This is a genomic window from Maribellus comscasis, from assembly GCF_009762775.1.
Classification (GTDB): domain Bacteria; phylum Bacteroidota; class Bacteroidia; order Bacteroidales; family Prolixibacteraceae; genus Draconibacterium; species Draconibacterium comscasis.
The window spans coordinates 551794-566240 of record NZ_CP046401.1 but is presented as its reverse complement, the minus strand read 5'-3'; the positions used below and the strand labels follow the sequence as shown (position 1 = coordinate 566240).

Annotated in this window: 8 protein-coding genes and 1 pseudogene; all 9 read left to right on the top strand. The window is 37.1% G+C overall.

The features are described 5' to 3' along the window. Positions 1-2: 2 nt before the first annotated feature. Positions 3-346: pseudogene (locus GM418_RS02410) on the top strand (hypothetical protein). A 561-nt stretch (positions 347-907) separates the two neighbouring features. Continuing rightward, the gene (locus GM418_RS02405) at positions 908-1552 is read left to right on the top strand and encodes an RNA polymerase sigma factor (RefSeq protein WP_158862784.1); all 645 of its coding nucleotides are present in this window, start codon (positions 908-910) and stop codon (positions 1550-1552) included. Between the two features lie 88 nt (positions 1553-1640). After that, on the top strand, positions 1641-2792 hold the full coding sequence (locus tag GM418_RS02400) for a FecR family protein (protein ID WP_158862782.1): 1152 nt from the start codon (positions 1641-1643) through the stop codon (positions 2790-2792). 205 nt (positions 2793-2997) lie between these two features. Then, positions 2998-6381: a TonB-dependent receptor gene (locus GM418_RS02395; RefSeq protein ID WP_158862780.1), complete on the top strand. Its 3384-nt coding sequence runs from the start codon at positions 2998-3000 to the stop codon at positions 6379-6381. Positions 6382-6393: 12 nt separating this feature from the next. Then, positions 6394-7836 carry a RagB/SusD family nutrient uptake outer membrane protein gene (locus tag GM418_RS02390; RefSeq protein ID WP_158862778.1) on the top strand — a complete coding sequence of 481 codons (1443 nt, stop codon included), beginning with the start codon at positions 6394-6396 and terminating at the stop codon, positions 7834-7836. Between the two features lie 266 nt (positions 7837-8102). Further along, entirely contained in the window at positions 8103-9569 is a 1467-nt protein-coding gene (locus GM418_RS02385; RefSeq protein ID WP_158862776.1) for an alpha-L-fucosidase, read from the top strand. Positions 9570-9773: 204 nt separating this feature from the next. Further along, a complete protein-coding gene (locus GM418_RS02380) occupies positions 9774-11582 on the top strand; it encodes an arylsulfatase (RefSeq protein WP_158862774.1) in 1809 nt (602 codons plus the stop codon). A 98-nt stretch (positions 11583-11680) separates the two neighbouring features. Next, positions 11681-13228 (top strand): sulfatase-like hydrolase/transferase, encoded by a 1548-nt coding sequence (locus tag GM418_RS02375; protein WP_158862772.1) that lies wholly within the window; start codon positions 11681-11683, stop codon positions 13226-13228. A gap of 102 nt (positions 13229-13330) precedes the next feature. Further along, positions 13331-14446: an alpha-L-fucosidase gene (locus GM418_RS02370; protein ID WP_217447687.1), complete on the top strand. Its 1116-nt coding sequence runs from the start codon at positions 13331-13333 to the stop codon at positions 14444-14446. Position 14447: the final 1 nt, after the last annotated feature.

Sequence of the window (14447 nt, the reverse complement as noted above, 5' to 3'; positions counted from 1 at the left end):
ATATGAGTAATAGATTGATAGGAAGGTTGCCAACAAAAGTTGGTATCCGCCCGGTTATTGATGGAAGAGAACGTGGTGTCCGTGAATCGCTTGAGAAACAAACAATGAACTTGGCCAAGACTGCTGCCAATTTAGTAGAAGAGAATCTTCGGTTTCCATCTGGTGAAAAGATACAATGTGTTATTGCACCTACAACAATAGGTGGTGTTGCTGATGCTGCAGTTTGTGCAGCTTTGAAAGGGAAGGTGTTGGAGTATCACTTACAGTTACACTGGCATGGTGCTATGGAAGTGAAGTGATGGATTCAGATCCTTTAATTCCTAAAGCACTTATTGTTTCAGTGTAGCCTTTTATAAAATATATTACTAAACTGTATATTCGAAATAATACACAATACAAAAGATGTATTTTACTGAACTTTCCCTCTACTTAGGCTGTCCGAAAAGTGAAATGGATTTTTCCGGAACTATCAAATTGTAAATAACGATGAAGATTATCACGCCTAAATTCCCTGCCGTTTAAGCCTCACCTCAGGGGAGGTTTGGATGGGTAAAAAGAACATGACAACAATTTGTAAGTTCCATAATTTTTAAATTCACTTTTTGAACAGCCCCACGATTTTGCCGCAGAAAAAATAAGGTATGTTTTTTAATGTGTTTTCTGTTAGATGATTATGTGCATAATGGATTAATTGAAGTAGTCTTACGGATATTCATATAAAGAAATATATCTTTTGGTGTTTGTCCACACTTTGCGCGCAGCATGGGCAAGGTTCCATACCTTTGCAATAAGCTCCCGATTGTAGTTTGTAGTTTTGTGAATCCCTAGCCGTAGTATATCTCACTGTATGGCTGACATATTATTATGCTGATTTTAAATAAATCATTTTTTATACTTTTGTTCGATTATGTGCGACCACATAGCTCTACATAATGAAGGTGAGAAAGATAAGGATCGTTATCTTTGGGAACGATTTAGAAAAGGAGATGATAAGGCTTTTTATTCGCTTTATGATTTGTTTTTTGATTCACTTTACAGCTATGGATTACATTTCACAAGAGACAAAGATTTGGTAAAAGATTGTATCCACGATCTTTTTTTGGATTTATATAAGTACCGGGAGCGACTCTCTGAAACCGATAATATTCATTTCTACTTATTTCGCTCCCTGCGGAGATTAATATACAAAGAGCAGGTTAAAAAAGTTTCTGTTTTGTCTGATGAGCAAATATTACTTCAAAATGATATTCCGGTTATGACTTTTGAGGATGATTTAATAGCCTCCGAAATAAAAGATGAAAATCACAAAATATTGGCAGAGGTGATGATGGAGTTATCTGACAGGCAACGCGAAGGTCTTTCATTAAAGTTTGAACAGAATTTTTCATATCAGGAAATTGCAGGTATTTTAGGAATTTCCGTTGAATCGACTCGCACAAAAATTTATCGTGCCCTGAAGGAACTCCGAAAAGCACTTCAAAAGAAGGGGATTTCCATCCAGTTATTATTTCTTTTTTATCAAAACGAGAAACAAGAAGCGGCTGGGAATTAGTTGCTTGTGTAAAAAAGGATAAAAAGTGTATTTTTTTTGTCTATGTTTTTACATTTTCACTCTTTCTCTAAACATAGAAGGGAAATGAATGAATAAAAAAAACAAAATAAAGGCACACGATATATTATCCAATGATGATTTTGTGATAGACTCATTGTCTGATAAAACAGGAAATAAAGAAGAACTTAAGATAGCCGCTATTATCAACAATTATTTATCTTCCAAAAGAAATACTATTCCAAATAGCGAAAAAGAAGAAACAAAAAGAAGGATAAAGTTATCCGTTCAAAAGGCGCAACGGAACAAATATTTATCACGATGGGCTGTCGCCGCATCGATTTTGCTGGTTATCATTTCTGCATGGTTCCTCCAAAATGATTTTAAAAAGGAAACGGGTATTGTTGATTTTGCACAAAGTTTGGATTTTGCAAAACCCGATAGCGTTACAAACCTGCTTCTTCAGGATGGGCGTAAGGTTTTAATAACAGAAAAAGATTCCCGTATTGAGTATGACCCCAAAGGAGAAAACATTATTATCGATTCAACCCAAAAAATATCTCAAAAGGTTGTGCAGGTAGAGCAGGTATTTAACACATTGGTCGTTCCGTATGGAAAGCAAACACAGATAACTTTATCCGATGGTTCAATAGTTTGGTTAAACTCCGGATCAAAATTGGTCTATCCGGCAAATATGAAAGAGAAAAGGAAAGTTTACATCGAAGGGGAGGCTGTTTTTGATGTTACACATTCAGAGCAGCATCCTTTTTTTGTGGCCACAAAGGATTTTGAAATTAAAGTTCTGGGAACAGTGTTTAATGTAAGTGCCTATACTGATGATAATGTTTCCAGCGCCGTTTTGGAAAGAGGCAAGATAGAGCTTGATTTAAGAGAGAAATCCCTTTTTCATAAAAAAAGGCTAACGATTCTGCCCGGGACGATGGCTGTTTTTGATTCAAATGATAAAACATTCCATCAACAACAGGTTGATGCAAAAAACTATTTATCATGGCGTGATGGTTATTTTATATTTAAGAATGAACCGCTTGCAAATATCATAAAAAAATTAGAGCGGTATTACAATGTGGAAATTGTATTAGAAGACGAAACTCTGGGCAGGGAAAGATTTTCAGGAAACCTGAATTTAAAAAATACGCCTGAAGAAGTATTAAACGTAATTGCAGAAACTACACCATTTATAGTTAGATATGACAACCAAAAACTAATCATTAACCTAAACTAATTCTGCCTATGCAAAAATTACAATTTAGTATTTGAAAAAGAAAAAAGCTTGCAGGTGTTGGTACCATCTGCAAGCCTGAACATTAATTAACATCGCTCTAAAGCGACATTTATTAATTTAAAATCAAAACAAATTTATGAAAAAAAGTAAAACGGGGTGCCTTGTTTTCCTTAAACGGTTATTGGGTACACATTTTTTTAAAGTTATGAGGCTAACAATCTTTCTCATGCTGATTGGTATAAGTAATGTTTTTGCGACTTCAACTTATTCGCAAAGCACAAAGTTCTCTTTTCATTTAAGAAATATTTCTTTAGAGCAGCTTTTCGAGGAAATTCAAAATCAAAGTGAGTTTAACATTTTCTACAGAAATAATCAGGTTGATAATAGCCGAAAGGTTGATATTGTTGCCAGTGATGCATCTGTTGAAAGTATTTTAACACAGGCTTTGGAAGGAACAAATCTTGACTTTAAAGTGATAGACAGACAGATCGTTATTTTTCCTTCCCGGGATACATATACAGATGATACGAAATCTCAGGGAGGAATCATTACGGCTCAACCACAAGAAAAATCCATTTCCGGTAAAGTAACCGACTCATCCGGTTCCCCTCTGCCTGGCGTAACAGTAGCAGTAAAAGGAACAACACAGGGAACGGTAACCAATGCCAATGGAATTTATACCTTATCAAATATTCCGGATGATGCCACACTGCAATTTTCGTTTGTAGGGATGAAAACTCAGGAAATACGGGTTGCCGGTAAAACAAACATTAATGTAACCTTGGAAGTTGATGCCATAGGAATTGAGGAAGTGGTGGCGATTGGTTATGGTACTTTAGTAAAGAAAGAATTAACAAGTGCCATATCCAATATATCTTCAGATGATATCAATAAAATCCATGCGACAAGGTTGGATCAGGCAATTCAAGGAAGAGCTTCCGGAGTATTAATAACAAATACTTCCGGTCGACCTGGAGCTGATGTTACCATCAGAATTAGGGGATCAAGTACCATAAACAATAACAGCCCATTATATGTTGTTGACGGCATTCAGACGGAAAATATAAAGAATATTAATCCTCAGGATATAGAATCAGTCGCAATTCTTAAAGATGCTTCAGCCTCCATTTACGGGGCTCAGGCAGCAAATGGGGTTGTAATTGTCACAACAAAGAAAGGTACAAAAGGCAGTGTTCCCAAAATTGACTTCGATTTCGCTTATGGTTTCCAGGAGTTGGCCAAAATGCCCAAACTAATGGGGAAAGATGAATATATTGACATCTACAGTACGGCAGAAGAAAATGATGGAACCCACAAATGGTGGAGCCGCAGTGATCTTAATATACCTCATAATACAGATTGGTTAAGTCAGATTTTTCATACGGCTCCAATATCAAACACCAACTTTAGTCTGAGCGGTGGCAATGAAAGTACTTCTTATTTGGTCAGTTCCAACTATAAAACACAGGAAGGTGTTCTTAGAACATCAGGATACAAGTCAGTTAATTTTAGGGTTAATACAGAATCGAAAATAGGCAAAAGATTAACATTTGGAAACACATTGACCGTAGGACATGAACAATGGAAAAATCCAGGAGGAGCTCCAAATCAAAATGAAATATTTATATCTGCCATGCGAGCTTCACCTACAGTTCCAATTCATTGGACTGAATGGGATATAGAAAATAATCCTGTTGTCCAAGCAAATGGATGGCAGGTAGGTGATTATGCTGGTCCTTCAAGGGCTGGTGAACATCCTGGCACAAAGAATACAGTTGGTTTTATTGAAAATAATAATTTTAGTTTCGTTCAAAAGCAACTAAGAATGCTTGGAACAATTTACGGAAGTGCAAAAATAGCCAAAAATTTAGAGTTTAAATCAACCCTGGGAGTGGATTACGCTTTTGATGACACACAAAATTTTCAAAAGATTTGGTCTTATGGAACCAAAAACAATGGAGGATTGAATAACCTTACCAAAGGCTATGACAAAACTTTCTTTTGGTCGTTCGATAATACCTTAACTTACAATTTTAATATAAACAAAAGCCACCGGTTCAATTTGCTGTTAGGTTCCTCTGCAAGGAGATATTCAGGAGAAAACCTCCTTACTGCAAGTTCAAACTTTGCAGATGAGAGCTTACAAGTGACATCAGCAAGTGGCAATATAGTGAGTGCAACCGGAACAAAATATCAGGATTCATGGATTTCCTATCTTGGCAGGGTAAACTATAATTATCAGGAAAAATATTTATTACAATTGATTCTGAGAGCTGATGGTTCTTCTAAATTTGGTTCAAATAACCGGTTTGGTTATTTTCCTTCTATATCTGGTGGTTGGAGAATCAGTGAGGAATCATTTTTTCCAAAAAGTATGGTTGTAAGTAACTTAAAAATTAGGGGTAGCTACGGGCAAACCGGGAATGACCGTATAAACAGATATGCCTCACTTGAAGTTTTAACCTTTGGCTCTACGGTATTTGGTCCCAATCAGGATATTATTCAGACAATAAAACCTGTCAAAATGGGAAATCCAGATTTGCGATGGGAGTCGACTTTGCAGCTTGATCTCGGATTTGATATTGGTTTGTTCAATAATTCAGTTGAATTGGTAGCAGACTACTTCAATAAGAAAACATCTGATATGTTATATCAACTACCAATTCCTCTGACTGCCGGAATTTCTGGATATCCCTGGGCAAACCTGGGCAATATGAAGAATTCAGGTATGGAATTGTCTTTGACATATCATCATACCAAAAATGAATTTGAATGGAATATTTCTGCAAATATAGGAACAGTACAAAACAAAGTAACCAAGATTCAAAACGATATCTTCAGTGGCGTTTCAATTATCAGGGAAGAAGAGGCAATCGGGTCATTTTATGGACTGGTAACCGATGGTCTGTTCCAAAATCAGGAAGAAATTGACGCATATACATTTGATGAGACAGGTGACGGAATTGGTGATAAGCTGATACAACCATTTGCAAAGCCAGGAGACATTCGTTTTAAAGATTTAAATGACGACGGTGCAATAACAAGTGCTGACAGAGATATTATTGGCAATCCTTTCCCTGACTTCACTTATGGTTTGAATTTTAATGCCAATTACAAGGACTTTGATTTTACAATTTTCTTTCAGGGAGTTTATGGTAATGCTATTTACAGAGGCAGAAACGGTGGAATGGATCTCGAAGAAGCAGATACCAGAGGAAACATGTTCATCTGGGCAAAAGATTACTGGACACAGGAAAATCCACATAATGATGTGACTAAACCAAGACCTACTTTGATAGATAAGAATGGTAACAGGCAAGTATCTGACAGATACATTAGTGACGGTTCATATCTAAGAGTGAAAAATATACAGTTGGGTTACACCTTTCCTGCAAACATCTGTGATAAAATTGGGCTTGACAGATTAAGAATTTATCTTACTGCAAATAACTTGTTAACTTTTACCAAATATATCGGTTTCGATCCTGAAATTGGAGGAGAAAACCTGAGTAATCTTTATGGTGTGGATGATTTCACAAGTTACCCTCAGTCCCGCACAATACAAATGGGTGTACAGATTAATTTATAAAAAACAGAAATCATGAAAAATACAGGTATATTCTTATTAAGTTCACTGGTAATTTTCATTGCTTTTGGTTGCAGTCAATCCTTTCTTAATGAGTTGCCAGAAGATCAGATAGCCAAAGAGAGCTTTTACAAAACGGAAAATGACATGCGTTTGGCTGTAAATGCCGCATATGCGCCTTTAAGAGACATTTTTGACACCGATGACAATCGTCTTTGGGATATGTCGACTGACATTGGAACCAACCCAACCGGAAGTGGTATATCCGACTGGATATTTTATCCAACGGATGGATTATTTAATCGTTTATGGTCAAATTGTTATCAGGGAATTAATTTGGCTAATATTGTTATTACAAAAATAACAGACGTCCCTATGGATGACAACACAAAAGCGAGTCTTACCGCAGAAGCAAGATTTTTGAGGGCGATATATTATCATACCTTGGTTTCAAATTTTGGCGATGTACCTTTGATACTTGCGCCTCAAAATCCTGATGAGTTGGAGGTACCGAGGACAACTTCTGACCAGGTTTATGGACAAATTACTGAAGATTTGGTTTTCGCGGAACAAAGCCTTCCGTCAGTATCTGCACTGAGAGGAACAAGTGATCTCGGAAGAGCAACCGCCGGAGCAGCATCGGGATATCTCTCTCGTGTATATTTGTATCTTAACGATTGGTCAAAGGCTGCAGAAAAGGCAAAAAAAGTTATTGACTCGGACGAATATGAGTTAATAAATGATTACAATTCAGTCTTTTCTTTGGCAAATGAAAATAACAATGAATCGTTATTTGAGGTGCAATTTGCACAAAGTAGGACACCGGAACAGAATTTTTCGATGTATTGCTGGAGTTTCAGTCCAAGGGGTAATCCGCAAACAGCTCACGGGGGGGGCGAACTGATTATTAGACCAGAGTTCGTTTCCCTTTATGAACCCGACGATACCATAAGGCGTAAAACCACCGTTTTTATGGAAGGTGATCCATTCTTTGGAATTGAATATAATCCACTCTGGTCAGAAACCGGACTCAATGTGGCAAAATATATGTTGTCAAATGAAGATGCACCAAGTGGTGAAATCATTCAGGGGGTTGTAGCCAAAGGTTCTCCGCTGAATCAACATTTGATGCGTTACGCTGAAATACTGTTGAATTATGCTGAGGCAGAAATGCAACTTGGGAAGAAGGATGAAGCCTTGTGGGGAATAAATCAAGTACGAAAAAGAGCTGGAATACCTGAATTAGAGGAGAGCGAACTTACTCTTTATACCATATATCATGAAAGACAAATTGAGTTTGCAATGGAAGGACAGCGCTTGAATGATCTTCGTCGAACAGGAGAAGCAACAGCTGTTTTAAGCGTTTATGGTTTTGAACCTTCTATACATTATGTGTTTCCTATTCCGCAAAATGAAATCGAAAGAAACTCAATGTTAGAACAAAATCCTGGATATTAGTTTTTTAATAATTTACCAAAGATGGCGGAGTTTATATTACTATTTGAATACCAGATTTTTGTTTATGTATAACTTCTTTCTGTGCACATCTGATTTTGTTATTAAACTCCGCCATCTTTTAATTTTTTAACCGCTTGTTAGCATATCTATTTTCAAATTGATTTCAAAACACAGATCTTATTACCAGTATAATAATGAAAACTGTGTGCCAAAATTCATAAAGAAACAAGGTAAACAAAGAAATAGTATAAGATTAAATTAGCATAATGAAGACAATATTGAAGGCTCTGTTAATGCTTTTGATAGTGCAAATAGCCGTTGCACAAAAAACAGAAGAATTCCCTAAAATACATACAAAGGAGTGGGAAAAAATGAATGCCTCCAAGAAACCTACTATTGATTGGTTCAAAGATTCCAAGTACGGCATGTTTATTCATTGGGGCTTATATTCTCTACAAGGAGGGATATGGAAAGGTAAAAAGATGGAGGAGATGCGTCCTCCTTTTGTAGCAGAATGGATTATGCATGCGGCTCAAGTCTCCAGAAATGAATATAAAAAGCTTGCTAATGAATTCAATCCAGTGAAATTCAATGCCGATTCTATTGCCTTTCTTGCGAAAGAAGCAGGAATGAAATACTTGGTTATTACTTCCAAGCACCATGATGGTTTTGCTCTGTATGACTCGAAAGTAAGCGACTTTGATGTGATGAACACACCTTTTAAAAGGGATATTATCAGTGAACTGCAGAATGCCTGCAACAAACAGGGTATTGCATTTGGTATATATTACTCCCATAATATCGATTGGATGGATGGCTCAGATGCGCAATCGGTTGAATTTGCAATGAGAAATCCCGACGCCAGCGATCATGAAAAAACATTTGGTGCAAATACCTGGGATCCCTCACCTAATACGTTTGATGATTATTTACAAAAAAAAGCATTTCCGCAGGTCAAAGAGCTAATGCAAAATTATCCCGGAATGAAAATGCTTTGGTACGATATGCCCTGGCGTATGAAACCCGAACAAAGTTTTACTTTTTATAAAATTGTATACGACCTACAGCCCCAAATCATTATTACCGAACGCATCGGAAATGGATTCGGCGATTATTTTATACCAGGTGACAATGTTATTCCAGATGACAGAGATAAAATTACCAAACCATGGGAAACAGTAGGAACCCATAATAACTCATGGGGATATAAGTCGTATGACAACGATTGGAAAACTCCGGATGAGATATTGTACTGGCTTCTTGAAATTGTATCAAGAGGTGGGAACTACATGCTAAATATTGGACCTACCAGCGAAGGTGTTGTCCCCGATCAAAGTGTGTACAATCTCCTGGAAGTGGGTAAATGGTTAAAAATAAATGGCGAGGCTGTCTATGGTACGCGGAAATGGAAGATAACTAAAGAAGGGTCTACGCAAATACAAATGAAAGGAACAGGTGACCGTAAAAAACAGGGATTTAAAAACAATTTTGCACCTGAAGATTTTTGGTTCACTGAAAAAAATGGAAAAGTTTATGCTATAGCAATTAAATACCCGGAGTCGGAGGCACTGATTAAATGTATGAGCATTAATTTGGTAGGAAATATCAAATCAGCGAAAATGCTGGGTAGTCAATCTTCATTAAGTTGGGAACAGACGGATAAAGGATTGAAAATAAAATTACCAAGGGAACGTCCAAATAAATATGGATATGTGATTGAAATAAGCTTATGATTATGGAAATTGCTCAAAAATTGAATGTCTGAAAAATACAAAATATTAAAATGATATTCTCGTTTTATACGATTTTTGATTGATTCTGAAAACCTCTTCAGGAGGAAGGATAAAGTCCCCTTTAAAGCTTTTTAAGGAGTGGATAAAAATAACATAATCTATAAATATGGAATTAACGATAAACTTTAACAATATACCATTAAAATGAAAAGATTTAGTTTTGTTAAGTTAGTATTGCTGGCTTTGGTTTATATGATCACTTTTCCTGTATTTAGCCAGAATAAGCAACCCAACGTCATCATTGTGATTACTGACGACCAGGGTTATGGCGATTTAAATTGTTTAGGAAACAAGGTTATCCAAACCCCCGCTTTGGACAGATTTTATAACGAATCAGTGCACCTCTCAAACTTTCATGTGTCACCAACCTGTGCCCCCACTCGTTCGGCACTGATGACTGGTAGGTACACCGATCGTTTAAATTGTTTTCATACCATTGCTGGACGCTCTCAGTTGTTTAAAGATGAAACCACAATTGCTCAGGTTTTTGCACAGAACGGTTACAAAACAGCCATGTTTGGCAAGTGGCATCTCGGAGACAATTACCCATTCCGACCCGAAGACCGAGGTTTTCAAGAAGTAGTACGAATCGGGGGTGGGGGAATCACGCAGGGCCCTGATTACTGGGGAAACGATTATTTCGATGATACTTACTGGCATAACAGTGTTCCGGAGCAATACAAAGGGTATTGTACGGATGTGTTTTTCAGTAATGCTCTGAATTTTATCGAAAAACATAAAGACGAGTCGTTTTTTGTATACCTCGCCACCAATGCTCCTCACGGACCTCTTTTTGTTCCTGAAAAATACTATAATATTTATAAAGATGAGCAATCAATTTCTGAATCGCAAAAAAGATTCTATGGAATGATAACTAATATAGATGATAATTTTAAATTACTTGAGAACGAGCTTGAAAGATTGCGATTAAAAGATAATACCATAGTAATTTTCATGACCGATAATGGTACTGCAACGGGAATTCAGTATCAAGACGGAAAAGCTTTCGGTTACGATGGAAATATGCGGGGCAAAAAAAACAGTGAGTACGATGGAGGGCATAGGGTGCCATTTTTCATCCGCTGGCCGGAATCAGATATTAATGGGAAGCGTGATGTAAATCAACTCACTGCACATATCGACGTTTTTCCAACACTTGTCGATTTGTGCGGACTTAAATTTGTTCCTTTTAAAGCTTTGGACGGTACAAGTTTGACGCCGTTGCTGAAAGGAGATAATGACAACTGGAACGAGCGAAGTATTGTTACAGATTCTCAACGTGAACAAAACCTAGTTGAATGGCGGAAATCTTCGGTTATGGATAATACATGGCGTTTGGTAAATGGAAAGGAACTTTATAATATCAAAACAGATCCGAAACAAACCAAAGATCTGGCCACTGATTATCCGGATAAGGTAAAACTTTTGCGCGTAACCTATGAAAAATGGTGGCAGTCAATAATTGATGAAGGCGTTAATGAAAAATATGCATATATTCAGGTCGGTACTCCTTATGAAAATCCGACACGAATTAGTGCACATGATCTGCATACCGGCTTTTGGGGTCATATATGGCATCAGTACGGTGCACTTGAGGCGGCCCCGGGCTCCGGCGTTTTCAAAATTGATTTTACTACTGCAGGAACATATAAAATAAGTTTATGCCGCTACCCCAGAGCAAGCGGACTGGCATTTAACGAGGTGTTTCCCGGTATAAAACCTACACTTGAAGTTAATGATCCGATGCCACCCAGTAATAATGTGAATATGCAAAAAGCTGTATTATATCTTGGAGATTACGAGGGATTAATGAAAAAAATAATGCAGGGTGACAAAGAAGAAACCTTTACGGTGTACATGCAGAAAGGAAAATACGACATGGAAACAAGACTCTACGACGCTGAAAATCATATTTATCCTGCTTATTATGTTTATATTGAAAAAATAGATTAATGGGAGCCTTATTAATTGCAAATCAGGAAAAAATGATTGTAAAGTATAATTTATCAAATTAAATTCATCTGGTTATAACAATTTATAAACTTTGTAAAATGAAGTTCAAGATTTTAACTGTTGCTCTGCTAATTTTACTCAATATTATCAACGGTTGTCATGTCGATGTAAAATCAGGCATAGATAAAAAAAAATTATCTGAAAAGCCCAATATTATCTTTTTATTGGCCGACGACCTTAGAAGTACAGCGCTGGGGTGTATGGGTAATAGTCATGTTATTACTCCTAACATAGACGAACTGGCCGGGCAGTCGGTAATGTTTTTAAATGCCTACCACGTGGCCCCCATTTGTATGCCCAGCCGCACCTCGATAATGACGGGTAAATACCTGGGAACGCATGGTTCAGGTTTTGACAGACCAACCAATTATGTAATCACGAAAGAAGAGTTTGAAACATCCTATCCGGTATTGCTCAGGAATTCAGGATATTACACCGGTTTTATCGGTAAATTCGGTTTTGCTGTTTCTGAAGGTCCTGAAAAGTTAGTGGATAAGGGATACGAAAACAAACAAGAATACATGCCAAAAAAACATTTTGATGTTTGGAATGGATTCCCAGGACAAGGGAGTTATCGCCTCGGTAAAGGAGGCACTTTTAACGGTTATGAAAATATATGGCATTCGGACCACCTAAATGAATTTATGGGGCATCAGGCCATCGAATTTATTGAAAAAGCAAACAAGGAAAATAAACCCTTTTGCCTTTCCGTAAGTTTTAAAGCCCCGCATGCACCCTTCGATCCACAGGAACAGTTTCGTAAGCTATATGACAAGGAGAAAATTCCGCGTATGAACAATGATTCGCCAGAATATTATTACGAGTTGCCCAAAGTTGTGCAGCTAAAAAGCAGGAATGCAGATTGGTATTTTGGCAGGATGAACCGGCCCGACTGGCACATAGAGATTGACAGCACTTACGAAATGTTCATCAAAAATTATTATTCATTAATTACAGGCCTTGACAATGTGGTAGGACAAATACGTCAGAAAGTGGATGATCTAGGAATAGCCGGAAAAACTGTTATCATTTTTACATCTGACAACGGTTTCTTTTGTGGTTCGAGGCAATTGATGGGGAAAGCTATTTTGTACGATGAATCAGCCAAAGCACCGTTGATTGTGTATGATCCACGCTATATGAAAGAAAAAAAAGGAATAACGGAACAAGGCTTGGTTTCTATTATTGATATTGCTCCTACTATTTTGAGCCTTGCCGATGTTGCCAAACCCGAAAGTATGCCTGGCGAAAGTATTATGCCTATTGTTTGGAACGAGAAGGAAGAAATTAATGATGCTGTTTATGGTGAAAATAATTTTGATAACAATCAACCTGTAATTTCTGAAGTCAAAAATCCAGATAACTACCAATCGATTCGTTCCAAATATGTGCGGACAAAGAATTTTAAATACATCCGGTACCCGGAATGCCACCCAGAGATAGAGGAGTTATTTGAAATTAATAAGGATACACTGGAAGCCAACAATCTTGTTCATCTGCCAGAATATGAAGATATAGTAAGGGAAATGAGGGAAAAACTGGATTCATTTGAAAAGGAATATGTAAGATATCATAATACGCCTTAATATCTCTTTTAATAGACGTAGTTTTTAAAACCAGGAATGTTACCCTTCTAATATTGATATTAAGTATTATAAATACAATTAAAATAAATAAAAATAGTGGTTATGATGAAGTACATTTTAATTTTCGCATTACTCATTCTGAGTTTTTCCTCTTATAGTCAGGTTCCTTCCTATTTAAAGGATTATAAAAAGGAGTACAAAAAGGATCCGCGGGCTGCCAATCTTCACTGGTTCCAGAATGCTCAATTTGGGATGTTTATTCATTACGGATTATACAGTCAGTTAGGGAAGGGAGAATGGGTTCAACTTTTGGATACAATTCCGCTGGACGAATATGTCATACTAAAGGATAAATTTACTGCGTCGGGTTTTGACGCAGATTTTATCGTTAAGCTGGCTAAAAAAGCTGGGATGGAGTATATTACGATTACTTCTAAACACCATGAAGGATTTTGCCTGTTTAAAACAAAAGAAACGGATTATAACAGTGTTGATTCTCCGGCTCATCGCGATTTAATTGGTGAGTTGGCTAAAGCTTGTGAAAAGGGAGGATTGGGGCTATTCCTTTATTATTCTTACGCCGCAGATTGGCATCATCCCTATTTCTATTCAAGAGAAGCAGGCTGGAACAATGCGCGTCCGGCTTATAAAATAAGACCGAAAGAGTATCTTTATGAAAAGCCGGAAGACTTTCGTAAATATGTGGATTATGTGCATGCTCAGTTACGGGAACTCCTTACCCAATATCCAACAATAGCAGGTATTTGGTTTGATCCGATAATGGGATTTTACGCCAACCCAGGCGCTTTTCCAATTGACGAAACATATGCATTAATTCGTAAACTGTCCCCTCATGTTTTAATCTCATTTAAACAGGGGGCGAATGGCGATGAAGACTTTATGGCACCTGAACGTAGCGGAAATGCTACTGTTGGAGATAAGTTTCCGATAGCAAAGGAGGTTTATGAAAAAAACAAGAATAAACCAAAGGAAGTTTGTAATACCATGCAACCTCACTTTTCGGGCTTTCATGGGGGGGCAACCTGGGGGTATAATAAAGCAATTGACGGGCATCATTTAAAAGTAGAAGATGTAAGGAAGTTATTGAAAGACGCGCAGACGAATCATTACAATCTTTTACTAAACATCGGACCTTTACCAGATGGCTCTGTCCATCCTGAAGATATTGAAACATTATCGAACTTAAAAAAGAATTAAA